Origin of the sequence: Mesorhizobium sp. M0217 (genome assembly GCF_040321955.1) — a bacterium.
Classification (GTDB): Bacteria; Pseudomonadota; Alphaproteobacteria; order Rhizobiales; family Rhizobiaceae; genus Mesorhizobium.
Window position 1 is genome coordinate 36,872 of the sequence record NZ_JAMYSN010000029.1, and the last position, 26,895, is coordinate 63,766.

Below are 26,895 nucleotides of genomic sequence, written 5' to 3' on the forward strand. Positions count from 1 at the left end.
ACAAGGGGGAGGTAGAAGGCTGCACTTTAAATCGCCGCCGTAACAATAATCTCGACCACATATTCCGGCCCTGCAAGCTTGGCCTCGCCCGTGGCGCGGGCGGGCGTGTTGCCTTGCGGGACCCACTTGTCCCATTCCTTGTTCATCTCGGCGAAGGTGCCCATATCGGCCAGCCAGATGATCGCCTGCAGGATCTTGGTCTTGTCGGTGCCGGCCTTGGCCAGCAGTTCGTCGATAGATGCGAGGATCGACCTGGTCTGTTCGCCAACGCTGGCGCCGGGCGTTCCGACCTGGCCGGCGAGATAGACGGTGTTGCCGTGGATGACGATCTGGCTCATGCGCGGGCCAACATCGATGCGACGAATGCTCATGGGATGGTTCCTTCGTTTGTCGGTGCGCCTGTTTAGAGTCGCTGCCGCCTCCGGGCAAGGCCAACAGCGCGAAACCTCTTGAGCCTGGGTTGGATCTTGGGCCGCAAATGTCTATCTGCGCCGAGGTATTTCTTTCCGGCGCGGATTGCCGACCTCGTGTGAGAGTGGCAAGACTTCGCGCCAAACCAGGTTGAGAGGATGAGAGCCATGGAATATCGAGAAATCAGCGAGGACTATTCGGTCTCGGGCCAGATCCAGCCCGAAGATGCCGCCGCCATCAAGGAAGCCGGTTTCAAGAGCGTGATCTGCAACCGGCCGGATGACGAGCAGCCCGACCAGCCTTCGGCCGACAGCGTCAAGGCGGCGGTCGAAGCCGCGGGGCTGGCCTTCCGCTACATCCCGGTAATCAGCGGCCAGATCACAGCCGAGAATGTCGAAGATCAGGCCGAAGCGCTCGACGCGCTCGAAGGCCCGGTGTTTGCTTATTGCCGCTCGGGCGCGCGCTGCACCAATCTCTACGGGCTGATTCAGCAGTCCAAGGGGTGAGCATCTGAGGCGCTGGCGATCCCTCACACCCCCTCTGTCCTGCCGGACATCATCTCCCCCGCAAGGGGGGAGATCGGATGTCGCCTTCGCTTTTCGCCAATCGCCGACATTGCAGGATGAGCGCTATCGACAAAGCTGCTGATCTCCCTCCTTGCGGGGGAGATGGCCGGCAGGCCAGAGGGGGGTGCTGTCCCGCCGACGTATCAACTGAAACTCTCTCAAACTAGATCGGCAGCGCCCCGGTCTCCTTCAGCGTCTCCAGCACGATCGCCGTCTTTACATGCTGCACGGAGTCGTGCGGCAACAGCACGCCGTTGACGAATTCCGACAATGATTTGAGATCGGGCGTCACCACCTTCAAGATATAATCCATCTCGCCGGTCAGCGCGTGCGCCTCCTGCACCTCCGGCAGCCGCGCCAGCAGCTCGCCGAAGCGCCTGGCATTGTCGCGGTTATGGGTGGCGAGCGTCACCGAGATGACGTTGACCAGCGAGAAGCCGAGCTTGTCGCGGTCGAGCACGGCGCGATAGCCCTTGATGTAGCCGTCTTCCTCCAGCCGCTGGCGGCGGCGTGAGCATTGCGATGCCGACAGGTTCACGCGCTCCGAGAGATCGTTGTTGGTGAGCCGCGCGTCGCCCTGCAAGAGAGCCATTATCTTGCGGTCGAATTGGTCTATGCGCGCGTCATCCATGGATTTATCCCCAATCATGCATGAATTACGCACGAGATGATCATCTCAAGCGTTTGAATGCAAGCACCGTGCGGTCGCTTCGCACTATCATGCGTCATCTCGTGGTCCGATGCGGCCACCATCCGTTTGGAGGAATGCCATGGGTCCCTTCCCGCACGACGCCCCGCCCGCAAAGATCAGCAAGGAAAACCCCGCCGGCACCGACGGTTTCGAGTTCGTCGAGTTCGCGCATGCGGAGCCGCAGAAGCTAGCCGAACTGTTCACCCGCATGGGCTATGTCGCGGTGGCCAAGCACCGCACGAAGGACATCACCGTCTGGCGCCAGGGCGATATCAACTATGTCGTCAATGCCGAGCCGGGCTCGCATGCGATGAAGTTCGTCGACAAACACGGCCCTTGCGCCGCCTCGATGGCCTGGCGTGTTGTCGATGCCAAGCACGCATTCGACCATGCGGTGTCGAAAGGCGCGACGCCCTATGAAGGCGACGACAAGGCGCTCGACGCGCCGGCCATTGTCGGCATTGGCGGCTCACTGCTCTATTTCATCGAAGCCTATGGCAAGAAGGGCTCGGCCTATGATGCCGAGTTCGAGTGGCTGGGCGAACGCGACCCGCGGCCGCAAGGCGTCGGCTTCTATTTCCTCGACCACCTCACCCACAATGTCTATCGCGGCCAGATGGACAAATGGTGGGACTTTTATCGCGAACTGTTCGGCTTCAAGCAGATCCATTTCTTCGACATCGACGGCAAGATCACCGGCCTGGTCAGCCGCGCCATCACCTCGCCCTGCGGCAAGATCCGTATCCCGCTGAACGAGTCCAAGGACAACACCAGCCAGATCGCCGAGTATCTGAAGAAATACAATGGCGAGGGCATCCAGCACATCGCCGTCGGCACCGACGACATCTACGCCGCCACCGACAAGCTTGCCGACAACGGGCTGAAGTTCATGCCCGGTCCGCCGGGGACCTATTATGACATGTCGTACAACAGGGTGAACGGGCATGACGAGCCGATCGAGCGGATGAAGAAGCACGGCATCCTGATCGACGGCGAAGGCGTGGTCGACGGCGGCATGACCAAGATCCTGCTGCAGATATTCTCCAAGACGGTGATCGGCCCGATCTTCTTCGAATTCATCCAGCGCAAGGGCGACGAAGGCTTTGGCGAAGGCAATTTCCGCGCGCTGTTCGAATCGATCGAACAGGACCAGATCAAGCGCGGCGTGATCAAGGTGGACGGGAAAGCGGCCTGAAACCGTAAGCTTGTTTGCGGCTCGATCGGCTTTGATCTAGGCCGTGAACCCATAAAAGCGGCATGGCCAAAACGGGTGGAAGTGTGGGTTCCAGCATGCGATATGGATAAGATCTGGCGTGTCACGTGGACTCCGCTATGGACGAAGCTAAGCTCTGGGACTTGATGAACGATGCTTGGGAACGCATGTCGTTCCCTCAAAAGCGGCTATGGGAGATGATCCGTGTCGAGCCAACTCGATGGATGCAAGAGCCATATGGCAGGCACAATGGCGGCTTTTGGGTTGTCGGGATAGTTGGGCAAATCGCAATCTGGTTCAACGATCATGAGGACGGCTTTCAACGCACTGCCTACGAACGCCCCGGCGAGATCACCGAATTTGGCTCACTACAGTTCAAACTCGAAGAGATCATGCAGCACCTGCTGATTGAGCTTGAGACCGGCGAACGCACCTTGCCCCGCTCGTCCGAACCACTTCTGGGCGTGTTTCGTCAGAGGCGCTGAGTGTGGATGTTTTCTATAGGGTAGCTTTGCGACTCCCGGCTTTCCTATCGCGGCGAAACCTGATTCAGACTCCGCATGAGCCGATATGACCTGACTGACTTCGATGGCGCGCGATCAAGCCGCATCTGCCCAACAAGGTGCGCGGCGTGCCGCGCGTTGATGACCGCAGGGTGCTGAACGGCATCTTCTGGATACTGCGGTCGGGTGCGCCATGGCGCGATCTGCCGGAGCAGTACGGCCCTCGCACCACCTGCTACAATCGCTTCGTTCGATGGCGGAAAGCAGGTGTGTGGGACCGCCTCATGGATGCCATCACAAAAGCCCATGACGGCACGGTGCAGATGATCGACACCTCCATTGTTCGCGTCCATCAGCAGGGCGCGACGGCAAAAAGGGGGGTCGAGATCATTGTCTCGGTCGCTCGGTTTCGAATGGGCCGATCGCCTACAACTAGAGCCCACCCCTCGACCTCAATTTTTTGAAGTCCTGATACATCAGTCAAAGTTGCGGTATTGCTGCGGATCTTTGGCCGCCTTGATTATTTCCGCGCGTTCCGATTCGGACATTTTATCGATCGGATATATCATCGGCCCCCAGCATGAAGGAACCAGCAGACGCAGCTTTCCCGACTTCTGAGGTTTCAGTTTGGAGACTTTCGGCGGTGGTCTGGAGGTGAAGCCAGCTACCACTTCGGTGCCTTCGAAATCGGCCTCGGCCTGACGCTCTTTCTCGGGTCGCTGGGACAAAGCCAAGGCTTCTTCGGCGTCGATGGAAGCACAATTCGATATCGAAAGCGGACCTTTTATCGAGCCGTGATAGATTTCCTGCACATCGTAGCTGACGTCATAGCAAATCTCCTCATGACCAACCCTAACCTTGAGCGATGTCACCTTGGCGCGAACCACAAGCACTTCTGGCGCTTCCATGTCCTCGCTCTCCGCCTTGGGCAGCTTCTGGCAAGCCGCAGCAGCGCCTTGCGTCAGACAAAGAATAGCAAATGTGGCCAGTAGGCGTTGCGGCATGAAGTGCTGAAAGAGCATCGGCGCAACTCAAGTCTTGGGGCCAGCAAAAAGGCTACGACAAGATCGCTACCAACATCGGCGAAATGTGGGCGAACCAAGGTGGTTTCAGACGATCCGACGACTCAATCCCAACCGCTCGACCTCTCCTTTCCTCACCTTCAAATCATAATCGAGCAAAAACTCGTCCAGCTGCGGCGGCGCGACCGAGCTGCCCGAGAGCATCGCGTGCACCTGGCCGCGATGGTGGATGTCGTGCAGGAAGACATGACCGAGGATGTCGCCGATCTTTTCCGGGATCATGCCGTCCTCGCGCCGGTCGGTGATGACCTGACGGTCGACATCCGCTTCCGACAGCTTCTCGCAAAAGGCGATCAGGCGCCAGTCGGCCGCGACCTGAGCGGCAAACAGCGCCTGCGGGTCATCGAACGGCACGTAATCGTCATGGGCGGCCGCGCCGACGCCGCCCTCCTCAAGGAAATCGAGATAGAGATGATCGACCGCGAGGATGTGGTTGAGCGTTGCCTTGATCGACGGGAAGAAGCTGGTGCGTTCGGCTTCGAATTCGCCGGGCTTTAGCTGCAGCACGGCCCGATAGAGCCGGTCGTTCGACCAGAGATTGTTGCCGGCCATGCGGCTGAAATGCTCGAGCAGGGTCACGCGTTCATTCGTCTGATCAGGCCAATGCCAGCCGCCATCACCGCGAAGCCGGCGACAACGATCAGCAGCAGCCGGTTCATGCGCCGCCGCATCGCCTGCGTCTCCTCGTCCCGCGCCACATTGGTGTTGGTGATGGTGTGGAACATCATCGCCTTGCGCGGGTAGCCGCTGCGGTTGGTCAGATCGGGCGAGCGCGCCTCGATGCGGTAGCTCAGCCGGATCGCCTGGATGAAGACCACCAGAATGGCCAACGCCCAGACGCCGGCCAGCAGGTAGAACGCCTCTCCCGTCACTATTGCCCCCTCTTATGCCTGGGACTTCTCGACCTTCTGCTCGATGGCGCCGAAGATCGAGTTTCCGCTTTTATTCTTCATCTCGATACGCACCGTATCGCCAAAGCGCAGGAACGGCGTCTTGGGCTCGCCAGACTCAATGGTCTCGATCATGCGCAGTTCAGCGATGCAGGAATAGCCGGCGCCGCCGGCCGCCACCGGTTTGCCCGGCCCGCCATCCAGCTTGTTGGAGACGGTGCCGGAACCGATGATGGTGCCGGCAACCAGCGGCCGTGTCTTTGCGGCATGGGCAATCAGCGCCGGGAAGTCGAAGGTCATGTCGACGCCGGCATTGGCACGGCCGAACGGCTTGCCGTTGACGTCGGCGAGCAGAGGCAGGTTGACCTTGCCGCCATCCCAGGCGTCGCCGAGTTCGTCCGGCGTCACCGCCACCGGCGAAAAAGCCGAGGACGGCTTCGACTGGAAGAAGCCAAACCCCTTGGCGAGCTCGGGTCCGGTGAGCGCGCGCAGCGTCACATCATTGACCAGCATGACCAGCCGGATGGCGGCGCGCGCCTGGTCGAGGCTGGCGCCCATCGGCACATCGTCGACGATGACGGAGACTTCCGCCTCCATGTCGATGCCGAAGGCTTCGTCCGCCGTGCGGATCGGCTCGCGCGGCGCGATGAAGGAATCCGAGCCACCCTGGTAGATCAGCGGATCGGTCCAGAAGCTTGCCGGCATCTCGGCGCCGCGGGCTTTGCGCACCAGCTCGACATGGTTCACATAGGCAGAACCATCGGCCCATTGATAGGCGCGCGGCAGCGGCGAATGGGCGTCATGCTCATGGAAGCGTGCCGACGGCACCGCATTGTTCTCCAGCGATTCGGCGATCGTCGCCAGGTGCGGCGAAATCCGCTGCCAGTCGTCGAGTGCCGCCTGCAGCGTGCGCGCCAGGAACGAGGCGTCGGTGAAGCGCGTCAGGTCGCGCGAGACGACGACAAGCTTTCCGTCGCGCGTCCCGTCCCTCAATGTGGCAAGCTTCATGCGGTTTCCTCTCCTAATGCGGCTTTGGCGCCGTCTAAGTTCACAACAAGGCCGTCGCGGGCAATCGTCAAGTCACCCGCCCACGATTTCCTGACGGCCGCCTCCCAGTCGGCCTCGCCGATCGCGGCATCATCGGCCGGAATGAGGTGGTTGAGCACCAGCCTCTTCACCCCGGCATCGCTGGCGATGCGACCTGCCTGCTCGGCAAATGAGTGGCTGGCAAGCAGATGCTCTTTCAGCCGCGCGCCATTGCCGGTCCTGGCGACCAGCCGCTCGATGCCTTCTTCCAGCATGGCCTCATGGACGAGAATGTCGGCATTTCGGGCAAAGCCTGCGAGCGGCGGAAAGAAGGCTGTGTCGGCCGAGAAGACGATGCTTTTGCCAGCGTGGTCGAAACGCAGCGCGAAACAGTCCGTGACCGGCGGATGGTCGACGCGCAGTGCCGAGACCTTCAGGCCGCGCTGCGCAAAAATCTCGCCCTCGCCGAATTCCACGATCGAAGCCATTTCGCGAATGTCCGGCCTGCCTTCGTCGACGATTCGGATCTCGATGTCGAACTCCATCGCCTGGCAGAAGCGCCGCCAGTAATGCCCGGTGCCGGGCGGTCCGAACAACGTCACCGGATTGGCCAGACCGGCGGTCCAGGCGGTGTGGAGCAGCGCCCCCAGTTCCAGCACATGATCGGAATGCAGATGGGTGACGAAGATCAGGTCGAGCGCCTTCAGGCTGACGCCGGCATCGACCAGGCCACGCGTGACACCCAGCCCGCAATCGACGACGATGGTCCGCCCGCCAAGCTCCAGCAGCGACGAACTCGGCCACGGCCCGCCCGACCGCAATGCCGGGCCGCCTTTCGAGCCGAGAAGCACCAGCCGGTCGCTCATCGAGCTGATCTCAAGACCAGTCGCCCTCCGGCGTGCCATTGAAGCGCTTCTTCAGGTCGGTCCAGCAGTCAATGTAATTGTCCTGCCTTGTTTCAAGCTCGGCGCCGTAGCGGGTCAGCATTTGCGGGAATCGGGTCTCGAACATGAAGGCCATCGTGTTGTCGAGCTTGACCGGTTTCAGCTCGGAGCGCGAGGCCTTTTCGAAGCCAGGTGCGTCGGGGCCGTGGGCCAGCATCAGATTGTGCAGGCTGATGCCGCCGGGCACGAAGCCTTCTTCCTTGGCGTCGTACTGGCCATGGATCAGGCCCATGAACTCGCTCATGATGTTGCGGTGGTACCAGGGCGGCCGGAACGTGTCTTCCGCCACCAGCCAGCGCGGCGGGAAGATGACGAAGTCGATATTGGCGGTGCCCTCCTCGCCGCTCGGCGCCGTCAGCACGGTGAAGATCGACGGATCGGGATGGTCGAACAGGATGGCGCCGACCGGCGAAAACGTCGCCAGATCATATTTGTAGGGCGCATAGTTGCCGTGCCAGGCGACGACGTCGAGCGGCGAATGGCCGATCTCGGTGACGTTGAAATTGCCGCACCATTTCACCGTCAGCCGGCACGGCGTTTCCTTCTCCTCGAACCAGGCGCAAGGCGTCTTGAAATCGCGAGGATTGGCCAGGCAGTTGGCGCCGATCGGGCCGCGGTCGGGCAGCGTCAGCTTGGCGCCGTAGTTTTCGCAGACATAGCCGCGCACTTCCTTGTCGATGAGCTCGACCTTGAACACCAGCCCGCGCGGCAGCACGGCGATCTCGCCGGGCCGCAGCTCGATGACACCCATCTCGGTGACGAAGCGCAAGGCGCCGACCTGGGGGACGATCAGCAACTCGCCATCGGCATTGAAGAAATGATCGTCGACCATCGATCGGTTGGCGACATAGACATGCGCGGCCATGCCGCTTTGGCCCAGCACATCTCCGGCAGTGGTGATGGTGCGCATGCCGGCGATGAAGTCGGTCGGCTCACTCGGCATCGGCACCGGGCTCCAGCGATACTGCCCGAGCGCCAGTTCGTGGTCGCCGACATTGGGGGCGGTCTTCCACAAGGGATAGCTCACCGCCTTGAAGCGGCCGGTGTGTTTTACGCTCGGCCGGATGCGATAGAGCCAGGAGCGCTCATTGGTGCCGCGCGGCGCGGTGAAGGGCGAGCCCGATAGCTGTTCGGCATAGAGCCCGTAAGCCGGCCGTTGCGGCGAGTTCCGCCCCTGCGGCAGCGAGCCGGGCAGCGTCTCGGTTTCGAAGTCGTTGCCGAAGCCCGGCATGTAGGAAAAGGTCATCCGATCCTCCCTGATCCCGGCCCCGCGAAGCGCTGCTTGCCGGCGATGTTGACCAAACTGGTTTCATTTGTAACCATCGAAAATGTAACTATCAACGGGCGAATGCCGCATCCATGGTGCAGATGGAAATCCTCGAACTCGAAAGCTTCCTGCCCTATCGGCTCTACCGGCTGGCCGACGCCGTCAGCCGCGAATTTTCAAAAATCTACCGCGACCGCCACGGCCTGACGCGGCCGGAATGGCGCACGCTGTCAGGGCTCGGACAGCGCGGCACGATGACCGCGACGGCGCTCGGCGAGCAGTCGGCCATGCACAAGACCAAGGTTTCGCGGGCGGTGGCGGAGCTTGAGCGGCGGCGCTGGCTGACGCGCACGCCGGACGAGAATGATCGGCGTGTGGATCATTTGGCGCTGACCAAGGCCGGGCTGACCGCCTATCAAGAGATGGTGCCGCTGGCGAGGGCGTTTGAACGGGAGTTGCTGGAGAGGCTGAGCACAGAGGAGCGGACAGCGATTGTGAGCGGCGTGGCGGCGCTGGAGGGAGCGTTGGGTGAATAAAGAATCTGCTCCGCCGTGATCCTTCACACCCCCCTCTGTCCTGCCGGACATCTCCCCCGCAAGGGGGGAGATCAGATGTCGCGAAGGCTTTCGCCAATCTCCAATGTTGCAGAGGTTGGCGAGCCGTCAAAGCTGCCAATCTCCCTCCTTGCGGGGGAGATGGCCGGCAGGCCAGAGGGGGGTGCTGTCCCGCCGGCTTCTCCAGCTAGAACGTGCCTCTGCGCCTACCAATCCATCACCACCTTACCCGAACTGCCGCTCCTCATCGCATCGAACCCTGTCTGGAAATCGTCGATCCCAATGCGGTGCGTAATCAGACCCGACACATCCAGCGGCCCCTGCACCAGGGCGATCATCTTGTACCAGGTCTCGAACATTTCGCGGCCGTAGATGCCCTTCAAGTGCAGCATCTTGAAGATGACCTTGTTCCAGTCGATTTCGAAGCCGGTCGGCGCGATGCCCAGAATGGCGATCTTGCCGCCATTGTTCATGGTGTCGATCATGTCGCGAAAGGCGGGCGCGGCGCCCGACATTTCCAGGCCGACGTCAAAACCTTCGGTCATGCCGAGCGCCGGCATGACATCCCTAAGCTTTTCCTTCGAGGCGTCGACGACATGCTGGACGCCGAGCTTTTTGGCCAGCGCCAGCCGCACCGGGTTGATGTCGGTGATGACGACTTTTCGCGCCCCCACACATTGGGCAACGAGCGCGCCCATGATGCCGATCGGCCCGGCGCCGGTGACCAGAACGTCTTCACCGACCAGGTCGAAGGACAGAGCGGTGTGGACGGCATTGCCCAGGGGATCGAAGATCGCGGCGATCTCGTCGGGCACATCGTCGGGGATCGGCACGACATTGTGCTGCGGGATCGCCAGATATTCGCCGAAGGCGCCGGGGCGGTTGACGCCGACGCCGAGCGTGTTACGGCAGAGATGCCCCCTGCCGGCGCGGCAATTGCGGCAATGGCCGCAGACGATGTGACCTTCGCCGGAGACACGCTGGCCGACCTTGTATTCGGTGACCGCAGCGCCGAAATCGGCCACCGTGCCGACGAATTCATGGCCGGTCACCATCGGCACCGGCACGGTCTTCTGCGCCCACTGGTCCCAATTGTAGATGTGGACGTCGGTGCCGCAGATCGCCGTCTTCTTGACCTTGATCAGCACGTCGTTGGGGCCGATCTCCGGCACCGGTGCCTCTTCCATCCAGATGCCCGGTTCGGCCTTGGCCTTCACCAGCGCCTTCATCATGTTCGACATGCTACAACTCCTTACCCTCCCCCTTGTGGGGAGGGTGGCCCGAAGGGCCGGGTGGGGGTCAAAAACTGGCGGAGGTCGTGACCCTGCAGACCCCCACCCCGCCTCCCGCCCGCTTGCTTCGCAAGCGGTCGGAAGTCGACCCTCCCCACAAAGGGGGAGGGTAAAACTCTCAGCCAATCACGCCCAGTTCCTTGCCGACCGCCGCGAACGCTGCCACGGCGCGGTCGATGTCGGCGCTGGAATGCGCCGCCGACATCTGCGTGCGGATGCGCGCCTGGCCTTTCGGCACCACCGGGAAGGAAAAGCCGATGACATAAATGCCGCGCTTCAGCATGCGCGCCGCCATTTCCTGCGCCAGGCTGGCATCGCCCAGCATCACCGGAATGATCGGATGATCGGCGCCGGCCAGCGTGAAGCCGAGCTTGCCCATTTCGGAGCGAAAGCGCGCCGCATTGGCATAGAGGCGTTCGCGCAGGGCGTCGCCATTGCGGATCAGCTCGAACACCTTGATGGAAGCGCCGGCAATCGCCGGCATCAGCGTGTTGGAGAAGAGATAAGGCCGCGAACGCTGGCGCAGCCAGTCGACGACCTGGCTTTTGCCGGAGGTGTAGCCGCCGGAGGCGCCGCCGAGCGCCTTGCCGAGCGTGCCGGTGATGATATCCACCCTGCCCTCGACGCCGCAATGCTCGGCCGAGCCGCGGCCGTTCTTGCCGACGAAGCCGACGGCATGGCTGTCGTCGACCATCACCATGGCGCCGTACTTTTCCGCGAGGTCGCAGACGCCTTTCAGATTGGCGATGATGCCGTCCATGGAGAACACGCCGTCGGTGGCGATCAGGCGGAAGCGGCAGTCTTTCGCCTCCTTCAGCCGCGCTTCGAGGTCGGCCATGTCGTTGTTGGCATAGCGGAAGCGCTTGGCCTTCGACAGCCGCACGCCGTCGATGATCGAGGCATGGTTCAGCGCATCGGAGATGATCGCATCCTCCTCGCCGAGCAGCGTTTCGAACAGGCCGCCATTGGCGTCGAAGCAGGAGCCGTAAAGGATGGTGTCGTCCAGGCCGAGGAAGGATGAAATCGTTGATTCAAGCTGCTTGTGCTCTTCCTGCGTGCCGCAGATGAAGCGCACCGAGGCCATGCCGTAACCGTAGCGGTCGAGCGCGCCTTTGGCCGCGGTGCGCAACTCGGCGCTGTCGGCGAGGCCGAGATAGTTGTTGGCGCAGAAGTTCAGCACCTTGTCGCCGCCGACTTCGATCTCAGCCGACTGGGTCGAGGTGATCACCCGCTCGGATTTGTAGAGCCCGGCGGATTTCAGCCCTTGCAGTTCGTTGTCGATATGGGAGAGGAATGCCGCGCTCATGATCAGGTCCTGTTGAGATTGGCGCGACTGTCGCGCTACGCGCACTAAAAATCCACCGCAAAAGCGACCGCTTCGGTGGCGCGGCTGCCTCAACCCTGGCGCGATCCGATCGCATGGCCAGCATGCTGGAGTAGCAGGCACGCGAATACGGCCATGCCGCGAAATAACATGATAACCATCTCGGCAGCTTTCGTTTACTGCGGAAGCAGCAGTTCCGCCGGCTTCCAGACCTGTTAACCCTTTCAAGGCAATGGTGTTCTTGCCACGAATCGGTGGCAGAAATCCGTCGACCGAGGGGTCACCTAGAATATGTCGCAGCAGCCGGCGCAAACCGTCTCGGGCAAACTCATCCTGCTGATCAAGAGCGGCTACTGGCTGGCGCTGCTGATCATCGCCGCCATGGTGATGGCCTCCTTCATCCTGCTGCAGCAGATGATGGCGGCGCAACAGCACAACCATACTCTGCTCGACATCGTCAGCACCCAGAAGGCGCTGTCGCAGCGCATTGTCTTTTTGACCAGCGCAACCGGCTCCGCCGCGCGTGACAAGCAGCCGGCCCTGGTTGCCGCGCTGAAACAGGCGACCGCCGAGTTCGAGACGAACTACGACCTGCTGCTCAAACAGACGGGAGCCGACCCACTGTCGCCAGCATTGTCCGATCCAAAGTCGATCGAGAGCGTGCTCTACGGCAAGCCGTTCCACCTCGACTATTTCTCGGTCGGGCTGGTCGCCAATGGCGAAAGGCTGATCTCGTCCTTCGAATCCCAGCTCTCCGGCAATGCCGCCTACAAGGGCGGCGGCGAGCGCGTCAATCTCGATGCTTCCGTCGCCAATGCGACGCTGTCGGGTTATGCCGCGCTCGGCCAACGCATCGCCGCATTTGCCGACGAGCGGTCGGAAAAGCTCCTCGATCTCCACCGCACCTTGTTCTACGCCACCATCGGCGTCATCGTGCTGGTGGCGCTTTTCATCTTCCGGCCGATGTCGAAGGCGATCCTGCGCAAGACCCATGAGCTTGTCGATGCCCGCAACTCGATGGCCTTCATCGCCGTACATGACGGGCTGACCGGCCTGCACAACCGCACCTTCCTGACCGACCACTTCGAAACGCTGATCAAGGGCGCGCATCGCCGGCGTGAGAGGCTGGCGGTCATCCAGCTCGACCTCGACCGGTTCAAGCAGATCAACGACACGCTCGGCCACGCCGCAGGCGACTATGTTCTGGTCGTCACCGCGCAGCGCATGCGTGATTCCTGCCGCGCGTCGGATCTGTGCGCGCGCCTTGGCGGCGACGAATTCGTGATGATCCTCAATGGCGCCGGCGGCCCCGAGGACATCAACATGCTGGCCCGTCGCATCCTGGAGGAGATCAACGAGCCGATTACCTTCCAGGGCACGACCATCCTTCCGGGGGCCAGCGCCGGCATTGCCGTCTATCCCATCGACGCCGACAATGCCGAGGATCTGCTCGTCCACGCCGACCTCGCGCTCTATTCCGCCAAGAAGCTCGGCGGCGGCAGCTTCTCGTTCTTCTCCGAGGAACTCAGGCGCGAACTCGATTACCGCAAGCAGCTCGAGCACGACATCAAGGTCGCCATTTCGGAGAACGCCTTCCAGGTCTATTTCCAGCCGCAGGTGTCGCTGAGCAACGGCGCCATCAGCGGCATCGAGGCGCTGGTGCGCTGGAAGCATGCCGAGCGCGGCATGATTGCGCCGGGCGAGTTCATTCCGGTCGCCGAAAAATGCGGCTTCATGCCCGAGATCGGCCGCATAGTCTTTACGAAGGCGATCGAGCAAGCAGCCGAATGGGATCGCGCCGGCATTGCCTTCGGCCGGCTCGCCGTCAACGTGTCCGGCACCGAGCTGCGCGAACCCGACTTCGACCGCTTCCTGTTCGCGACGCTGGAAAAGGCCGGCCTGGCGCCGCAGAAACTGTCGCTTGAAATCGTCGAATCCGTCATTCTCGACGACGAGAAGACGGGCATCGCGGCGAAGCTGCGCCACATCCGCGCTGCTGGCGTCCATCTTGAGCTCGACGATTTCGGCACCGGCTATGCCTCGCTCAGCCACGTCAATCCCAACGAGATCGACCGGCTGAAGATCGACCGCCGCTTCGTCCAGAACATCAACGAGAATGGCGACAACACCAAGATCGTGCGCGCCATCACCGAGCTGGCGCGCGGTCTCGGCATTTCGATCGTCGCCGAGGGCGCGGAAACCGAAGCCGAGCTCGATTCGCTGATGGCAATCGGCTGCGACCAGGTGCAGGGCTATTCCATCGCCTTCCCGATGCCGCAGGACAAAGCGCGCGAATGGCTGCTGGCGCGCAGCCCGAAGAAAGCCAAGCTTAAGGTGCTTCAGGGCAATTTAGCCTAGACTATTGCCCACCGGTGCCGGTCATTTGGCCGGCGCGACATTCGCCCGCAATGCCGCCAGCACCTCGGCGAACTCCGCCAGCCTGTCGTCCGGCAATCCCGCGCGCAGCCGCTTGTCGAAGATGAGAGCCGCCGCCCGCAGCTTCAGGAACATCGTTTCGCCCGCCTGCGTCAGTTCGACCAGATGAACCCGGCGGTTGTCCGGATCGCGGCGGCGCGTCAGCAAGCCTTGCGCCTCCATGGCGTTGAGATGGTGGGTGAGCGTGGCGCCCTGGATGCCGATCATGCCGGCAAGTTCGCGTTGGTTGGCAAGCTCGCTCGACTTGACCGAAAGCAAGGTCAGCCACACCGGCAGCGTGCCCCCGGCCTCGACCAAAGCGGCGTCAAATGCCTGCGCCACCAGCTTGGAGGTGCGCGCGAGATTCATGCCGATTGGCGGACGGTCAAAGGGAGTCATGCGCCGACAGTAGAACAAGGCGCCGAGCGATGGAACGCGGCATTATACATTGACATCGAACCATTTGATACCTAACTATCATGCGTGTCGATCTGCCGAGTTCGTATCATCCTGCATTCGACAGGGATCCGAGGACGGGCGGCGGGCAAGGAGGAAGCGGTCATGCAATATGTCTACATCGTCGTTATCGGCCTTCACGTCATGGCCGGTGTGTTCTGGGCCGGCACCACCATCACGCTTGCCCGCGACCCCGAGATCAGGGCGGAGCGCTTTATCGGACCGCAAATGGGCTCGGCCGGCATGGTGTTCGTGACCGGCGCCCTGCTCTGGTATTTCTTCCACGGCGCCTATTTCGGCTCGATGGAAATGGTGCTGGCGCTGGGCATCCTGGCCGCCTTCGCCGCTGCCGGCGTTCTCAGCGTCGTCGTCCGCAAGACCAGCCGGCAGCTTGCCGGCGCGGACGCCGCAACGGAAGCGGCGCTGCGCACCAAAATGGCCCGCGGCGAGCGCATCGCCGCCTGGCTTCTGGTACTCACCGTACTTTGCATGGCGACGGCCAGGATGATTTGAGCCCTGCCGCGCGTTGCCTCCCGGTTGAAAAGCATTCCGCATCGTGCGTCGCCTGGCTCTCGGCTGATGGCGTACGCGGCGCGCAGTTCGGACGGATGTGCAAGGTGGCTCTCCGCACAGAGGTTTGGCTGCGCGCCACCCATCACTTTGATCGATCGAGTTGCGCCCGCCGGAAGGGTGAGATCGAGCTTTGGAACAAGCCGTAGGCCGGCTTGTAGGCTCAAACCCGCAAGCCGAACCTGATGCCGTCATAGATGGCGGCATGGATGTTGCGCGAGGCGACTGCATCGCCGATGCGCAACAGCACGAAGCCGCCTTCGGGATTGCGTGAAGGAAAAATATCGCCGCCGCCGACCAGCCGCTCATAGTCGACCGCGCCACCATTCTTCGACAGCGGTTTCAGCTGAAGATAGAGATCGTCGAGCGGCGCCGTGCCGTGCTCGACCACCACCTGGTCGACCCGCCTCTCGCCGCGCCAGCCGTCGGCAAAGTCGGAGGCGAGTTCGGCGACCAGCTGGTTGCCCTCGCGCCGTACCGAGCGCAGCCTGGTGTTGATGGTGATGGTGACGCCCTTCTCCTGGAAGGCGCGCATATAGGGCACGTGGTTCATGCCGCCCATTTCGGGGGCGAAGAAGCGCTCCGGCGAAACCAGCTCCAGTTTTGACCCTGCATTGGCGATCAGCTCCGCCGCGCCCATGCCCTGGTGGCCACCATTGTCGTCGAAGAGCAGCACGTTCTCCGCCGGCTTGATGCTGCCGGCCATGATGTCCCAACTCGACGTGACGAGATTGTCGCCTGATGTCAGCGGCGGGTTCTGTGGCAGGCCGCCGGTGGCGATCACCACCACGTCGGGCGACAGCGCCAGCACTTCGTCCTGCTCGGCCCAGGTGTCGTAGCGGATCCCGACGCCGAGCCGGTCGAGTTCGGCCAGCCGCCAGTCGATGATGCCGATCAACTCCTTGCGGCGCGGGTTCTGCGTCGCCAGCCGAACCTGGCCGCCGGCCTGACCGGAGGCTTCAAGCACCGTGACATGATGGCCGCGTTCGGCCATCACGCGAGCTGCCTCGAGCCCGCCAGCGCCAGCGCCAACGACAACGACGTTCCGCCTGGGCCCTTCGGTCTTCACGATGATATGCGGAATCTCGGCCTCGCGGCCGGTCGCGGCATTGTGGACGCACAGCGCCTCGCCGCCTTCATAGATACGATCGAGGCAATAGGTGGCGCCGACGCAAGGCCGGATCTCGTGCTCGCGGCCTTCCATGACCTTCTTGATGATGTGCGGATCGGCGATATGGGCGCGGGTCATGCCGACCATGTCGAGCTTGCCGGTGGCGATGGCGTGGCGCGCCGTGGCGACATCGGAAATCCGCGCCGCATGGAAGGTCGGGAACTTCGTCGCCGCCCTCACCTCGCCGGCAAAATCGAGATGCGGCGAAGAGCGCATGCCGGCGACCGGGATGACCTTGGTTAGTGCCGCATCGCTCTCGATCGAGCCGCGAATGATGTTGAGGAAATCGACCTTGCCGGAACCGGCCAACCGCCGGGCGATCTCAACGCCCTCCTCCTTCGACAGGCCTTTGTCAAAATCCTCGTCGGCGACCATACGGATGCCGACGACGAATTTTTCGCCGACCGCCGCCCGCACGGCATCCAGCACCATGTCGGTGAAGCGCAGCCGGTTGTCGAGCGAACCGCCGAACTCGTCGTCGCGATGGTTTGTGGCCGGCGACCAGAAGCCGTCCATCAGATGGCCGTAGGATTCGAACTCGATGCCGTCGAGGCCGGCGGCCTGGCAGCGCTGCGCAGCCGACGCATAGTCGGCGACGATGCGCTCGATGTCCCAGTCCTCGATGGTTTTGGGGAACGCGCGGTGCGCCGGCTCACGCACCGGCGAAGCCGACAGCACCGGCAGCCAGTCGGCCTTGTTCCAGCCGGTGCGGCGACCAAGATGGGTGATCTGGATCATCACCTTGCAGTCATGCTCGTGGCAGGCGTCCGCCAGTTCGGCCAGCCACGGCACGATGCGGTCGTCATAGACATGCAGATTGCCAAAGGCGGCCGGGCTGTCGCGCGAGACGATCGCCGAGCCCGCCGTCATGGTCAGCGCCATGCCGCCCTTGGCCTTTTCGGCGTGGTAGAGCCGGTAGCGCTGTTTCGGCATGCCGTCCTCTGAATAGGCCGGCTCGTGGCTGGTCGACATCACCCTGTTCTTCAGCGTCAGGTGTTTGAGCTGGTAAGGCTGGAGAAGCGGGTCGTTGCTGGTCATCATCTTCCTGCCATTCCAGTTTGTGTCGGAGCAGCGCGCGCTGCTCCAGTTCTTGTCTTGAGCATCGAATTTATCCGAAAATCGCTGCACACTTTTTGATCCGATGCTAATGAGCGCGGAAAATCCCCAGGAAAACCACGATGATCGATACCAAAACCCTCACCCAGCTCGGCGCCCACGTCGAGACGCCACAGAGCCCGGAGACCGCGGTCCTGGAGACCGTGCCGTTCCAGCGCGGCGACGGACCGCCGGCGATCGTGCGCTTCACCTGCCCGGAATTCACCTCGCTCTGCCCGGTAACCGGACAGCCGGATTTCGCTCATATCGTCATCGACTACGCACCCGATGCCACGCTCGTGGAATCGAAGTCGCTCAAACTGTTCATGACCTCGTTTCGCAACCATGGCGCTTTCCATGAAGACTGCACGGTGATGATCGGCCGCCGCATTGTGGCGGCAACGAAGCCGCTGTGGTTGCGCATAGGCGGCTATTGGTATCCGCGCGGCGGCATTCCGATCGATGTCTTCTGGCAGACCGGCGCTCCGCCCGAAGGCGCCTGGTTGCCCGACACCGGCGTTGCCCCCTATCGCGGAAGGGGCTGAAGCTATTTTGCGGAACTTTAGCGGGACAGCGCTCCCCTCTGTCCTGCCGGACATCTCCCGCACACGGGGGGAGATTGGCCGCCACATAGGCTTTAGCTAATCTCAAATGATGCGGAGCGGGCGAGACGCTGGAACTGCTGATCTCCCCCCGTGTGGGGGAGATGTCCGGCAGGACAGAGGGGGGCGCGAAGGATCGCAGGCGCTGACCCTCAATCAACATTATTCGCACTGATACTGGCTGAGCGCCCATTCACCGGTCACCGAAAGCAGATCGGATATCTTCCAGTCGCCGTCGACCTTCTTCAGCTTCCACTCCAGCCGGTGCTGGTTGCCTTCGACGACGAAGGCGACCACCACCTTGGCCTGATCACCATTGACGGCCTCGATGCTCTTCAGGCTCTTGTCGATCGCAAGCTTGTCGTAATCGGCATTGTCGAGCGCCATGTTGGGGTCGAGGCATTCGCCCTGCCCGGATTTGCGCAACGCGTCGCTCTTGTCGAGTACGGTCTTGGCCGGGTCGACGAAGTTCTTGCGCTGGGTCGGATCGAGCTCCAGTCCGAGATGTTCGTAGAACGGCTTGACCACAGCCGTCGGCGAGCCCGCCAGGACGGGCGCGGCCGGCTCGGCCGGCGGCCACCCAACCGGCGGTGTCGCCGGTTCCACCGCTGTCCCGGGTGGATTTGCGGGCGGTACTGCGCCGCCCGGCACTGTCTCGGCCGGGGCATTTGCAGGTGGCGGACCGAGCAGCCCTTGAGCGGCAGCCGTGTTCAATCCTGCCAGCAGGCATACAGTCAACAAAGTCGGAAGACCGCTATGGGCCATCACGCATCACTCCAGGCCCGATCAGTCACATACCGGCCGAACGTTCAGCCATGTCATCGGCGCCTGGCGGCAAAGATGCAGACTTTGAGGAAGCTAACAAGCCCTCGATTGCTTGCTTCGCCCGGGTGGTTCCCGCGCGAAGCGCTGCAATCCGCAAACCTATTTCTGCGCAATGGTTGGCGGGTTCGGACCGTCAGCCGTGTTGCCGTTGAGCTGATTGGTGCCATAGGACGATATGACACCGCCATTAACGATGGCCGTGCCCGTCGTATTACCGGAGATCGTCGATCTGCCGACCCGGATGGTCGCGTTGGCGCCGTCGGCACGCAGGCCGCCTGCCGCTCCGTTGTTGGCCACGGCAACGCCGTCAACCATGATGTTGATCGCAGGCCCGCCGACCGGATTCAGGATGCTGATGCCGGCATTCGTGTTGCCCGACACGCTGCTATCCACGATCGTCGTGTTGGAGCCGCCCGTGTTGCTGGTGCCGTCAGCCTTCACGCCGGCCAGGTTGTTGTTCTCGATCGTCGAGTTCTCGATGATGACCTTGGCAACGCCGGCTGCGGTCGGCTGGATATGAACGCCGTCCGCGCCGTTGCCGGTGATGAAGCTATTGGTGATATAGAGTTCGGACGCGCCCGACGGTGCGAACAGGATGCCGTTGCCGTTCGGCGCCGCAGAGCTGTTGCCACGAATGACGCAATCCTCGATGTGCAAGGCGGCGCCGACGAGAAAGCGGACGCCATTGATTCCAGGCGATGCCGTCGCTGTGTCGATATCGAGACCGCGCAGAACGACGACGTCGGTCGCCAACGCGTTGATGGTCACTTGCGTCCCCGCATTCGATATGCCTGCCTCGACGTCCTCGCAAGCGATCGTTATCGACTTGGTGATCGTCACCGCGCCAAAGCCGCCCGGGTCGACGCAATTGATTTCGCCGCCGGCAGCCGTTTTCGAAATCGCGCCGGCGAAAGTCTTGCAAGGTGCGGTGCGGCTGCACGGATTGACGTCGTCGCCAACGCCGGAAACCCACGTCCGGGGCGCCTGCGCGGACGCCGGCGTGGCAAGACAAGCCATCACCATGGCGATTAAAATAGAAGATACCATGTATACAATTTTATTCATCTTCTCACCCCCTCAATGGAAAACAACTACTATTGCAGATATGCAATAGAAATCTAACACACCACAGCCAAAAGAGCAACTAGACCACAATTCAATCTGAAATCGGCTCTGTTTCTCGGCCGGCAAAAGCGATCCCCGCGAAGATTGCGATGGTCTCACTGACAGCCCGGTGGAGCGGACCGACAAATCGGGCGCCCTTGGCAAGACATCGATTTCGGTCGTCTTGTAATCTGGCCGTCAGCCACGCCCTACTTCGCGTGGTCCTGCCTCGAGATCATGTCATCAGGACTGGCAGTCGACAACGACAGAGAGGACTGGTGGCAGTACTCCGGGACCCGCCCGGTCATTCAAGCTGGTTGCGCGTCCAGCCATAAAATGCACTTGGCGCGGTGTTGCCGCGCCAAGCGTTGCTATCAACAGTTAACCCCTGCAGCTATTTCAGCGCGATGGTTGGCGGATTGGGACCTTCAGCAGTGTTGCCGTTGAGCTGGTTGGTGCCGTAGGACGAGATCAAGCCGCCGTTGACGATGACCGTGCCGGTGCCATTGCCGGAGATCGTCGAGCGGCCGACGCGGATGGTTGCGTTGGCGCCATCGACACGCAGCCCGCCGACCACGCCGTTATTGGCGACGGCAACGCCGTCAACCATCATGCTGATCACCGGCCCACCAGCCGGATTGAATATGCTGATGCCGGCGTTGGTGTTGCCCGACACGCTGCTGTTCACGATCGTCGTGTTGGAGCCGCCCGTGTTGCTTGTGCCGTCAGCCTTCACACCGGCCAGGTTGTTGTTGTCAATGGTCGAGTTCTCAATGATGACCTTGGCAACGCCGCCGGCGGTCGGCTGGATATGAATGCCGTCATTGTTGCCGGTGATGAACGAGTTGCTGACATAAAGTTCGGCTGTGCCCGACGGTGCGAACAAAATGCCGTTGCCGTTCGGCGCCGCAGCCGTGTTGTCGCGAATGACGCAATCCTCGACATGCAAGGCGGCGCCGGCAAGAAACCGGATTCCATTGAGACCTGGCCCAGCCGTCGCGCTGTCGATATCGAGACCGCGCAGAACGATGATGTCGGTCGCCAACGCGTTGACGATGATGCCATTCACCGACGCATTCAACACGCCCGCCTCAACGTCCTCGCAGGCGATCGTCATGGATTTGGTGATGGTCACCCCGCCGAAGCCGCCTGGATCGATGCAATTGATTTCGCCGCCGGCGGCGGTTTTCGAGATCGCACCGGCGAAGGTCTTGCAAGGTGCGGTACGGCTGCACGGATTGGCGTCGTCGCCAACACCGGAAACCCATGTCCGGGTCGCCTGTGCGGACGCCGGCGTGGCAAGACAAGCCACTACAATTGCAACTAGAATTGATGACAATAGATATGTGATCGATTTCATATGCCCACCCTCCAAATTTTGAGCAAGTTAATACTTGCAGCCGAGCAAGGAAACATACCCCGCTACATCTAAAAAAGCAACTACTGATGTGACCAGCCCTGCGGATGCAACTGTTCCAAATCCGGCTTTTCTGCAACCGAGAAATATTGCTGAATCGCCGTAAAATATAGCGACCATCACAATGGATGTTACGATATTTTGCTTAGCAATTTTATGGCTGTCGCGCTGAGAGACCGCCGTTACAGCATGAAAACAATCACTGACCCAGGATGCTGACCGTTGCACGATTCGGCAAGCCGCGACAATTGCGGCTGTCATGGGCCGAATACACCCTCGCCTGGATCCGGCGGCGGCGATTATGTCTGAATGCTGCCAATATGCTGGCGAGCCGCGACGCCGGAACAGCGCGTCGGGATCACTCCGGCGCTTTGTCGGGCATGCATTCCAGCGCGCTCAGCGTCCAGTTGCTGGTCTTGGAGGTGATGTCGGCGACCTTCCATTTGCCGTCGATTTTCTTCAGCGACCACAGCATTTCGCGTTTAGAATCATCGCCTTCCGCAAAAAGGCTGAAGGTGGCGGTGACTTCGGCCGTATCGCCATTGACGGTCTCGGCCAGCTTCAATGTCTTGGCAATCGACTTCTGGTCGAAATCCTGGGCGTCAAGGCCGGGATCGAAGTCGAGGCAGGCGACTTCGTCGGGCTTGTTCTTCGTTGCCTGGTCGTTGAGATCGAACAGCTTGGACACCGGCTCGGTGAAGCGGTCGCGGTACTTTGCATCTCCCTCGAATTTCACCTCGGGCACATAAAAGAACTTCACGGCGTTGGAAGCCGGCCCGGCCAGCACTGTCGCTGGCAAGGCAATCGAAAAGACAGCGGCAAGCACCATCGGTTTCATGCAGGATCTCCGGACGTTTGGCGGCAAGGTGCAATACCAGACATCCTGCATATCGGTTTTTTTGCGGCTCATGAAGCCCCGGCTGCACCGTCTCAGCCATCAAGCCAGACGTTCTGCAGGTCCATCTCGAAGGTCTGGTGGACGCCGTAGTTCTTCACCTTCTTGTTCATGTGGCTGTAGAGCTTCTGCCAGAAGGGTTGAATGATGACGCCGGAATCCTGCAGGATCTGCTCGACATCCTTCATCACCTCACGCCGCTTCTCCACATCGATCAGCGACAGCGCCTGCTTCAGCTTGGCGTCGAAGTCCGGGTTGGAATAGGCCGATTCATTCCAGGCCTCGCCGGTGCGATAACCAAGCGCCAGGACCTGGACGCCAAGCGGGCGCATGTACCAGATGGTCATCGAATAGGGATATTTCGTCCAGTCGTTCCAGAAGGTCGAGCCCGGCAGCACCGTGCGCTTGACCTTGATGCCGGCGTCGCGCAGTTGGCCGGCAATCGCGTCGCCGGTGTTCTTCTGCCAATCGTCCTCGACGGTGATCAGCTCGTGCTCGAAATCGGCCTGCCCAGCGTCGGCCATCAGTTTCTTGGCGCCGGCCGCGTCGCGCGTCTTCTTGGGCAGCGCGAAATATTCAGGATGGATAGGGCTGACATGGTGGTTTTCACCGACCGTCCCTCGCCCGGCATAGCCGAGTTCCAGCACCGCATTGTTGTCGACCGCCATCTGCAGCGCGTTGCGCACCCGCTGGTCGTCATAGGGCTTGTGGGTAACGTTCGTGCGGGCAACCAGCGTGGTTGCCGTCGCAACCTCGGACTTCTCCAGCCCCATCTTATCCAGGATGTCGATGAAGTCGGCCGGCGTCTCGAAATTGAGGTCTATCTCGCCGGATTCGAAGGCGTTGATCGAAGCGTTGAAGTCGGTGCCGTAGTCGATGAACTCGACGCTGTCGAGCGGCGCTTCACCACCCCACCACTTGCCGTTTTCACGACGCTTGACCACCGCCTTCTGGCCGACATCGTAGGAGACCAGTTCGAACGGGCCCGTGCCGATCGGCTTCTTGACCGGGTCGGCGCCTTCGGCGTCGAAATTGCGGTGGACGACGAGCGCGGGATAATCGGTGAGGTTCGGGATCAGCGAAATGTCGGGCGCGCTGAGCGTCAGCTTGACCGTATTGTCGTCGACCTTGGCGATCGCGCCTTCCCTGGCCTTGCCCGACTTTTCGTCGATCAGCCCGCCGACGCGAGCGGCCATGGAGTTGCCGGCGACCTTTTTCTCGCACCAGCGGGTAACATTGAAGACCACGTCATCGGCGTTGAAAGCATCGCCATTGTTCCAGGTGATGCCCTTGCGCACAAGCAACGTGTATTCCGTGGCGTCGTCATTGATGTCCCAGCTTTCGAGCAGCACTGGCTCGAAGGTGAATTCCCTGGTGTAGCGGACCAGCGGCTCCAGCCAGCAGCGCGAGATGTTGGCGAGTTCCACCCAGTCATAGGTGCGCGGATCTTTTTGGGCCTTGACCGACATCGATATGTGCAGCGTGCCGCCCTTCTTCGGCTCCTCGGCAAAAGCCTGTCCCGGCGCGGCAAGGCCGATCATGCCGTAGGCCAGCGCCGTCGATGCGCCGAACGCACTTGCCAATGCAAGAAACTCGCGCCGGTCCATACGGCCAGCACGCGTCTCTTGCGCCATCGCCTCGATGGCCGTTGGCACGCGATCGCCATTGCTTTTGAAAAGTGTCATGTCTTTCTCCCTTGCGGTTCCCATCGGGTCTTCGCCCGTTATCAACTCATTCGTCGTTCTCTTAGCTAACGCTGTCGGGCAGCCTCTCTTCGCGCTGCGCGATAAAGTCCCTGAGGCCCTCGGCAATGCCCTCATCGAGCTTCGGCTCTTCATAGTCGGCCAGCATGTTGCGGGCTTTCTCGCGGCCGCGCGTGTCGTGGTCCTTCGCCCCTCCAGCCTTCCATTGTTCGTAGGAGTTGAAATCCATGATGGTGGGCATGAAGAATGCCGACTCGTAATGATCGAGCGTGTGCTGGGTGCCGAGGAAATGGCCCTGCGGCCCGACTTCGCGGATCGCCGCCATGGCCTCCTTGAAATCGTCGAACGGCAGGCCGCCGGCATATTTATACCAGCCGACAAGCTGCTCGCAGTCGGTGGCGAATTTCGAATAGCCGCATGTCAGCCCGGCCTCCAACCAGCCGGCGGAGTGCCAGATATAATTGGCGCCGGCGAGGATGGCGGCATGCATCAGCATGTTGGATTCATAGCCGGCCTGGGCGTCGTTGAGTTTGGAGCCGACATGGAAGCCGGAGGTTCGCCAGGGCAGTTTGTATTTCCGCGCCAGCGCGCCCATCAGATACATCATCTGGGCGGCTTCCGGCGTGCCGCCCATCGGCGCGCCGGTCTTCATGTCGACCGTCACCATGAACTGGCCGTAGATTTGCGGCGAACCCGGGCGCAGCAGTTGGGTGAAAGCGACGCCGGCCAATGCTTCGGCATTGACCTGCGCCACCGCGCCGACGGCCGAGGCCGAAGTCGATGCGCCGCACAGCGCAAAGGGAGCCAGGATCAGCGGCTGATTGCTGCGCGCATAGACCTTCATCGCGTCCAGCATGGTGGCGTCCCACACCAGCGGCGAGTTGCAGTTGGTAATGGACACCAGCACCGGGTTGTCGCGAACGAAATCTTCGCCAAAGACGATGCCCGCCATCGCCATCGTGTCTTCGGCGCGGTCTTTGGAAGTAACGATGCCCATGAACGGCTTGTCGGAGTGCTTCAGCGCCGAATGGATGATGTGGAGATGCCGTTTCGGCACCGCGATCTCCATCGGCTCGCAGATGATCGAACTCGACGAATGCAGCGCCGGCGCCATGTAGGCGAGCTTGTGGAAATTGTTGAGGTCTTCGAGCGTGCCATAGCGCCGGTTGTTGTCGAGGTCGCGCACGTAAGGCGCGCCATACATCGGCGCGAAGATGGAGTTCTTGCCGCCGACGCGCACGGTGCGCTCGGGATTACGCGCATTGAGGGTGAATTCGGACGGAACCTTCGCGACCAGTTCCATCAGCAGGCCGCGGTCGATGCGGACGCGTGTCTCGGACACGTCGGCGCCCGCCGCCTTCCACATGGCGATCGCCTCGTCGTCGCGGAACTCGCAACCGACCTCTTCGAGGATGGCGAGTGACTCCTGGTGGATCAGTTCCACCGCCTCGTCCGGGACCATCTGGTAGGTGGGGATCTCGCGGACCAGCGTCGGGAACGAGGTGACGGGGGCGCTCCTCAGCGCCTTGCGTCCGAGGCGACCGCCGCCGCGGCGGTGGGTTTGCTCGGTCAGTTCAGTGGCCGGTGCGTTCATGGAGCCTCCTCATTCCGTCCAACCAAGTTAGCGAGAGGAAATATGGATGTGATGCTGGAAAATCCTGATCTCTTGTATAAGCTCAGCTTATGCGAAGCCTGCGCCACCTCCTGCCCTCGGCCGGCAGCCTGATCGTCTTCGAGGCGGCGGGCCGGCTGTCGAGCTTCACCGCTGCCGGGCGCGAGCTCGGCATGACGCAGGCCGCCGTCTCTTATGCGGTGCGCGGGTTGGAGGAACAGCTTGGCGCGCAGCTGTTCCAGCGCCGCCACCGCCAGGTCGTCCTGACAGAAGCGGGCGAACGCTTCCATGCCGACGTCTCGCTCGGTCTGTCGCATATCCGCAAATCGGCCGAGGATCTGCGCCTGCAGGCGAGCGGCGGCCATGTCACGCTGGCGGCGTCGACCGCCTTCGGCTCGTTCTGGATGATGCCGCGCCTGCAGCAGTTCCGCGACGAACTGCCGGGCATCGACTTGCGCATCCAGACCGCCGACCGTGATCTCGACATCATCGCCGAGGGCATCCCGCTCGCCGTTCGCGGCGGCGAACCGCGCGACTGGGCCGATTATCATTCGCTGCCGCTGGCCGACGAGGAGATTTTTCCGGTGGTTGGCGCCAGCTATCTCGCGAAATTCGGCATGCCAAGGAGCGTCGCGGAGCTGGCGACGCATCGCCTGATCCACCTCGAGGAGCCCTACCGCGAGGCGGCTAGCTGGGACGAATGGTTCCAGTCAGCGGGCGGCAGCCTCGACAACACCGCGCGCGGCCTGCGCATCAACGATTACGGCCTCGTGATCCAGGGCGTCATGGAGGGCCAGGGCATCGCGCTCGGCTGGCGGCATCTGGCCGAACGGCTCCTGGCGTCGGGGCTGCTGGTGCCGGTGACCGATCATGTGCTGAGAACCGGCAAGGCGTTCTATGTGGTTTGGCCGAAGAACCGGGAGTTGAGCGAGAATGCGCGGAAAGTCAGGGACTGGCTGGCGGCGCAGGCTTGAAATCGGTTGCAGCGTAGTCACTATCGCGGAGTTCCTTCACCCCCCCTCTGTCCTGCCGGACATCTCCCCCGCAAGGGGGGAGATTGGCAGTTCATATGTCGCGTCACCCTTCAAGCATTGGAGATTGGCGAAAGCCGTCGTGACATCTGATCTCCCTCCTTGCGGGGGAGATGGCCGGCAGGCCGGAGGGGGGGGTGCGGTAGTGTGCTGAGAGTTCTGCAAATTCGCTGAGAGGGGGCGGTCATGGCAGGCTGGTGATTGTTCACGTCACCTGATTCCCGCGAAGGAACGCC

At 61.9% G+C, this 26,895-nt stretch carries 27 protein-coding genes and 1 pseudogene; 9 read left to right on the forward strand and 19 right to left on the reverse strand.

From position 1 onward, the window contains the following. Positions 1 to 26: 26 nt before the first annotated feature. Positions 27 to 371: a RidA family protein gene (locus NKJ18_RS28435; RefSeq protein WP_023682919.1), complete on the reverse strand. Its 345-nt coding sequence runs from the start codon at positions 369 to 371 to the stop codon at positions 27 to 29. A 207-nt stretch (positions 372 to 578) separates the two neighbouring features. Between NKJ18_RS28435 and NKJ18_RS28440 the strand changes: the two genes are divergently transcribed. After that, positions 579 to 917, forward strand: coding sequence for a protein tyrosine phosphatase family protein (locus tag NKJ18_RS28440; RefSeq protein WP_023672907.1), 339 nt, complete (start codon positions 579 to 581; stop codon positions 915 to 917). A gap of 223 nt (positions 918 to 1,140) precedes the next feature. Here the strand turns inward: NKJ18_RS28440 and NKJ18_RS28445 are convergent, their stop codons facing one another. Further along, the gene (locus NKJ18_RS28445) at positions 1,141 to 1,608 is read right to left on the reverse strand and encodes an Lrp/AsnC family transcriptional regulator (protein ID WP_023826112.1); all 468 of its coding nucleotides are present in this window, start codon (positions 1,606 to 1,608) and stop codon (positions 1,141 to 1,143) included. 139 nt (positions 1,609 to 1,747) lie between these two features. Between NKJ18_RS28445 and hppD the strand changes: the two genes are divergently transcribed. The 3 genes and pseudogenes from hppD to NKJ18_RS28460 all read left to right on the forward strand — a co-directional run. After that, on the forward strand, positions 1,748 to 2,863 hold the full coding sequence (gene hppD, locus NKJ18_RS28450) for a 4-hydroxyphenylpyruvate dioxygenase (protein WP_352760955.1): 1,116 nt from the start codon (positions 1,748 to 1,750) through the stop codon (positions 2,861 to 2,863). Between the two features lie 137 nt (positions 2,864 to 3,000). Beyond that, on the forward strand, positions 3,001 to 3,366 hold the full coding sequence (locus NKJ18_RS28455; protein ID WP_352760958.1) for a hypothetical protein: 366 nt from the start codon (positions 3,001 to 3,003) through the stop codon (positions 3,364 to 3,366). Positions 3,367 to 3,441: 75 nt separating this feature from the next. Beyond that, positions 3,442 to 3,764 (forward strand): annotated as a pseudogene (locus tag NKJ18_RS28460) (IS5 family transposase); the annotation flags it as partial. Between the two features lie 96 nt (positions 3,765 to 3,860). On the opposite strand, the gene NKJ18_RS28465 reads toward NKJ18_RS28460, so the two are convergent. The 6 genes from NKJ18_RS28465 to hmgA all read right to left on the reverse strand — a co-directional run bounded on the left by NKJ18_RS28465 (position 3,861) and on the right by hmgA (position 8,572). Further along, positions 3,861 to 4,406 (reverse strand): hypothetical protein, encoded by a 546-nt coding sequence (locus tag NKJ18_RS28465; RefSeq protein ID WP_023805054.1) that lies wholly within the window; start codon positions 4,404 to 4,406, stop codon positions 3,861 to 3,863. Positions 4,407 to 4,493: 87 nt separating this feature from the next. Continuing rightward, positions 4,494 to 5,045, reverse strand: a complete 552-nt coding sequence (locus NKJ18_RS28470) for a DinB family protein (protein WP_352760961.1) — start codon at positions 5,043 to 5,045, stop codon at positions 4,494 to 4,496. Continuing rightward, positions 5,042 to 5,338: a hypothetical protein gene (locus NKJ18_RS28475; protein WP_023694415.1), complete on the reverse strand. Its 297-nt coding sequence runs from the start codon at positions 5,336 to 5,338 to the stop codon at positions 5,042 to 5,044. The genes NKJ18_RS28470 and NKJ18_RS28475 overlap by 4 nt, the downstream gene beginning before the upstream one ends. 12 nt (positions 5,339 to 5,350) lie before the next feature. Beyond that, positions 5,351 to 6,364 carry a fumarylacetoacetate hydrolase family protein gene (locus NKJ18_RS28480; protein ID WP_023672913.1) on the reverse strand — a complete coding sequence of 338 codons (1,014 nt, stop codon included), beginning with the start codon at positions 6,362 to 6,364 and terminating at the stop codon, positions 5,351 to 5,353. After that, positions 6,361 to 7,248: an MBL fold metallo-hydrolase gene (locus NKJ18_RS28485; RefSeq protein ID WP_023715235.1), complete on the reverse strand. Its 888-nt coding sequence runs from the start codon at positions 7,246 to 7,248 to the stop codon at positions 6,361 to 6,363. The genes NKJ18_RS28480 and NKJ18_RS28485 overlap by 4 nt, the downstream gene beginning before the upstream one ends. Before the next feature lie 10 nt (positions 7,249 to 7,258). Beyond that, positions 7,259 to 8,572, reverse strand: a complete 1,314-nt coding sequence (gene hmgA, locus NKJ18_RS28490) for a homogentisate 1,2-dioxygenase (RefSeq protein WP_023682923.1) — start codon at positions 8,570 to 8,572, stop codon at positions 7,259 to 7,261. A 122-nt stretch (positions 8,573 to 8,694) separates the two neighbouring features. Here hmgA and NKJ18_RS28495 point away from each other — a divergent pair, with 122 nt between their 5' ends. Further along, a complete protein-coding gene (locus NKJ18_RS28495) occupies positions 8,695 to 9,129 on the forward strand; it encodes a MarR family winged helix-turn-helix transcriptional regulator (protein ID WP_031198143.1) in 435 nt (144 codons plus the stop codon). A 224-nt stretch (positions 9,130 to 9,353) separates the two neighbouring features. On the opposite strand, the gene tdh is transcribed toward NKJ18_RS28495, so the two are convergent. Together tdh and NKJ18_RS28505 are read right to left on the reverse strand one after the other, a co-directional pair. After that, positions 9,354 to 10,388 (reverse strand): L-threonine 3-dehydrogenase, encoded by a 1,035-nt coding sequence (gene tdh, locus NKJ18_RS28500; RefSeq protein WP_023715233.1) that lies wholly within the window; start codon positions 10,386 to 10,388, stop codon positions 9,354 to 9,356. A gap of 169 nt (positions 10,389 to 10,557) precedes the next feature. Continuing rightward, a complete protein-coding gene (locus NKJ18_RS28505) occupies positions 10,558 to 11,745 on the reverse strand; it encodes a glycine C-acetyltransferase (RefSeq protein ID WP_023715232.1) in 1,188 nt (395 codons plus the stop codon). Between the two features lie 309 nt (positions 11,746 to 12,054). On the opposite strand from NKJ18_RS28505, the gene NKJ18_RS28510 reads away from it, so the two are divergent. After that, entirely contained in the window at positions 12,055 to 14,121 is a 2,067-nt protein-coding gene (locus tag NKJ18_RS28510) for a putative bifunctional diguanylate cyclase/phosphodiesterase (protein WP_023672920.1), read from the forward strand. A 21-nt stretch (positions 14,122 to 14,142) separates the two neighbouring features. On the opposite strand, the gene NKJ18_RS28515 is transcribed toward NKJ18_RS28510, so the two are convergent. Further along, positions 14,143 to 14,547: a MarR family winged helix-turn-helix transcriptional regulator gene (locus NKJ18_RS28515; protein ID WP_023672921.1), complete on the reverse strand. Its 405-nt coding sequence runs from the start codon at positions 14,545 to 14,547 to the stop codon at positions 14,143 to 14,145. Positions 14,548 to 14,739: 192 nt separating this feature from the next. Between NKJ18_RS28515 and NKJ18_RS28520 the strand changes: the two genes are divergently transcribed. Next, the gene (locus NKJ18_RS28520) at positions 14,740 to 15,147 is read left to right on the forward strand and encodes a hypothetical protein (RefSeq protein WP_023745497.1); all 408 of its coding nucleotides are present in this window, start codon (positions 14,740 to 14,742) and stop codon (positions 15,145 to 15,147) included. Positions 15,148 to 15,367: 220 nt separating this feature from the next. On the opposite strand, the gene NKJ18_RS28525 is transcribed toward NKJ18_RS28520, so the two are convergent. Continuing rightward, positions 15,368 to 17,413: an oxidoreductase gene (locus NKJ18_RS28525; protein WP_023734222.1), complete on the reverse strand. Its 2,046-nt coding sequence runs from the start codon at positions 17,411 to 17,413 to the stop codon at positions 15,368 to 15,370. Positions 17,414 to 17,553: 140 nt separating this feature from the next. On the opposite strand from NKJ18_RS28525, the gene queF reads away from it, so the two are divergent. Continuing rightward, on the forward strand, positions 17,554 to 18,015 hold the full coding sequence (queF, locus tag NKJ18_RS28530; RefSeq protein WP_023682931.1) for a preQ(1) synthase: 462 nt from the start codon (positions 17,554 to 17,556) through the stop codon (positions 18,013 to 18,015). Between the two features lie 219 nt (positions 18,016 to 18,234). On the opposite strand, the gene NKJ18_RS28535 is transcribed toward queF, so the two are convergent. The 7 genes from NKJ18_RS28535 to NKJ18_RS28565 form a co-directional block, all read right to left on the reverse strand. Next, positions 18,235 to 18,837 (reverse strand): YqhG/Tai3 family protein, encoded by a 603-nt coding sequence (locus NKJ18_RS28535; protein WP_352760977.1) that lies wholly within the window; start codon positions 18,835 to 18,837, stop codon positions 18,235 to 18,237. A 159-nt stretch (positions 18,838 to 18,996) separates the two neighbouring features. Then, positions 18,997 to 19,962, reverse strand: coding sequence for a right-handed parallel beta-helix repeat-containing protein (locus NKJ18_RS28540; protein WP_023698007.1), 966 nt, complete (start codon positions 19,960 to 19,962; stop codon positions 18,997 to 18,999). A 433-nt stretch (positions 19,963 to 20,395) separates the two neighbouring features. After that, the gene (locus NKJ18_RS28545; protein ID WP_027049642.1) at positions 20,396 to 21,361 is read right to left on the reverse strand and encodes a right-handed parallel beta-helix repeat-containing protein; all 966 of its coding nucleotides are present in this window, start codon (positions 21,359 to 21,361) and stop codon (positions 20,396 to 20,398) included. Positions 21,362 to 21,388: 27 nt separating this feature from the next. Next, entirely contained in the window at positions 21,389 to 21,679 is a 291-nt protein-coding gene (locus NKJ18_RS28550; RefSeq protein WP_352760967.1) for a hypothetical protein, read from the reverse strand. Positions 21,680 to 21,776: 97 nt separating this feature from the next. Then, complete coding sequence (locus NKJ18_RS28555; RefSeq protein WP_352669825.1) at positions 21,777 to 22,256, reverse strand: DUF3828 domain-containing protein; 480 nt, start codon at positions 22,254 to 22,256, stop codon at positions 21,777 to 21,779. A gap of 92 nt (positions 22,257 to 22,348) precedes the next feature. Next, on the reverse strand, positions 22,349 to 23,998 hold the full coding sequence (locus NKJ18_RS28560) for an ABC transporter substrate-binding protein (RefSeq protein ID WP_352760970.1): 1,650 nt from the start codon (positions 23,996 to 23,998) through the stop codon (positions 22,349 to 22,351). Between the two features lie 61 nt (positions 23,999 to 24,059). Then, positions 24,060 to 25,610 carry a trimethylamine methyltransferase family protein gene (locus tag NKJ18_RS28565; RefSeq protein ID WP_023694427.1) on the reverse strand — a complete coding sequence of 517 codons (1,551 nt, stop codon included), beginning with the start codon at positions 25,608 to 25,610 and terminating at the stop codon, positions 24,060 to 24,062. A gap of 89 nt (positions 25,611 to 25,699) precedes the next feature. On the opposite strand from NKJ18_RS28565, the gene NKJ18_RS28570 reads away from it, so the two are divergent. Beyond that, entirely contained in the window at positions 25,700 to 26,602 is a 903-nt protein-coding gene (locus NKJ18_RS28570) for a LysR substrate-binding domain-containing protein (protein ID WP_352760972.1), read from the forward strand. The last annotated feature ends 293 nt before the right edge of the window (positions 26,603 to 26,895 follow it).

What these genes read in the sequence shown, in the direction of transcription:
- hmgA (WP_023682923.1), bottom strand. Translation starts at nt 8,572, where the DNA reads ATGACCTTTTCCTACATGCCGGGCTTCGGCAACGACTTCGAAACCGAG.
- NKJ18_RS28535 (WP_352760977.1), bottom strand. Translation starts at nt 18,837, where the DNA reads ATGGCCCATAGCGGTCTTCCGACTTTGTTGACTGTATGCCTGCTGGCA.
- NKJ18_RS28465 (WP_023805054.1), bottom strand. Translation starts at nt 4,406, where the DNA reads ATGCTCTTTCAGCACTTCATGCCGCAACGCCTACTGGCCACATTTGCT.
- tdh (WP_023715233.1), bottom strand. Translation starts at nt 10,388, where the DNA reads ATGTCGAACATGATGAAGGCGCTGGTGAAGGCCAAGGCCGAACCGGGC.
- NKJ18_RS28510 (WP_023672920.1), top strand. Translation starts at nt 12,055, where the DNA reads ATGTCGCAGCAGCCGGCGCAAACCGTCTCGGGCAAACTCATCCTGCTG.
- NKJ18_RS28570 (WP_352760972.1), top strand. Translation starts at nt 25,700, where the DNA reads ATGCGAAGCCTGCGCCACCTCCTGCCCTCGGCCGGCAGCCTGATCGTC.
- NKJ18_RS28525 (WP_023734222.1), bottom strand. Translation starts at nt 17,413, where the DNA reads ATGACCAGCAACGACCCGCTTCTCCAGCCTTACCAGCTCAAACACCTG.
- NKJ18_RS28545 (WP_027049642.1), bottom strand. Translation starts at nt 21,361, where the DNA reads ATGAAATCGATCACATATCTATTGTCATCAATTCTAGTTGCAATTGTA.
- NKJ18_RS28515 (WP_023672921.1), bottom strand. Translation starts at nt 14,547, where the DNA reads ATGAATCTCGCGCGCACCTCCAAGCTGGTGGCGCAGGCATTTGACGCC.
- queF (WP_023682931.1), top strand. Translation starts at nt 17,554, where the DNA reads ATGATCGATACCAAAACCCTCACCCAGCTCGGCGCCCACGTCGAGACG.
- NKJ18_RS28550 (WP_352760967.1), bottom strand. Translation starts at nt 21,679, where the DNA reads ATGACAGCCGCAATTGTCGCGGCTTGCCGAATCGTGCAACGGTCAGCA.
- NKJ18_RS28435 (WP_023682919.1), bottom strand. Translation starts at nt 371, where the DNA reads ATGAGCATTCGTCGCATCGATGTTGGCCCGCGCATGAGCCAGATCGTC.
- NKJ18_RS28445 (WP_023826112.1), bottom strand. Translation starts at nt 1,608, where the DNA reads ATGGATGACGCGCGCATAGACCAATTCGACCGCAAGATAATGGCTCTC.
- NKJ18_RS28555 (WP_352669825.1), bottom strand. Translation starts at nt 22,256, where the DNA reads ATGAAACCGATGGTGCTTGCCGCTGTCTTTTCGATTGCCTTGCCAGCG.
- hppD (WP_352760955.1), top strand. Translation starts at nt 1,748, where the DNA reads ATGGGTCCCTTCCCGCACGACGCCCCGCCCGCAAAGATCAGCAAGGAA.
- NKJ18_RS28505 (WP_023715232.1), bottom strand. Translation starts at nt 11,745, where the DNA reads ATGAGCGCGGCATTCCTCTCCCATATCGACAACGAACTGCAAGGGCTG.
- NKJ18_RS28480 (WP_023672913.1), bottom strand. Translation starts at nt 6,364, where the DNA reads ATGAAGCTTGCCACATTGAGGGACGGGACGCGCGACGGAAAGCTTGTC.
- NKJ18_RS28485 (WP_023715235.1), bottom strand. Translation starts at nt 7,248, where the DNA reads ATGAGCGACCGGCTGGTGCTTCTCGGCTCGAAAGGCGGCCCGGCATTG.
- NKJ18_RS28455 (WP_352760958.1), top strand. Translation starts at nt 3,001, where the DNA reads ATGGACGAAGCTAAGCTCTGGGACTTGATGAACGATGCTTGGGAACGC.
- NKJ18_RS28560 (WP_352760970.1), bottom strand. Translation starts at nt 23,998, where the DNA reads ATGACACTTTTCAAAAGCAATGGCGATCGCGTGCCAACGGCCATCGAG.
- NKJ18_RS28440 (WP_023672907.1), top strand. Translation starts at nt 579, where the DNA reads ATGGAATATCGAGAAATCAGCGAGGACTATTCGGTCTCGGGCCAGATC.
- NKJ18_RS28495 (WP_031198143.1), top strand. Translation starts at nt 8,695, where the DNA reads ATGGAAATCCTCGAACTCGAAAGCTTCCTGCCCTATCGGCTCTACCGG.
- NKJ18_RS28565 (WP_023694427.1), bottom strand. Translation starts at nt 25,610, where the DNA reads ATGAACGCACCGGCCACTGAACTGACCGAGCAAACCCACCGCCGCGGC.
- NKJ18_RS28540 (WP_023698007.1), bottom strand. Translation starts at nt 19,962, where the DNA reads ATGAATAAAATTGTATACATGGTATCTTCTATTTTAATCGCCATGGTG.
- NKJ18_RS28520 (WP_023745497.1), top strand. Translation starts at nt 14,740, where the DNA reads ATGCAATATGTCTACATCGTCGTTATCGGCCTTCACGTCATGGCCGGT.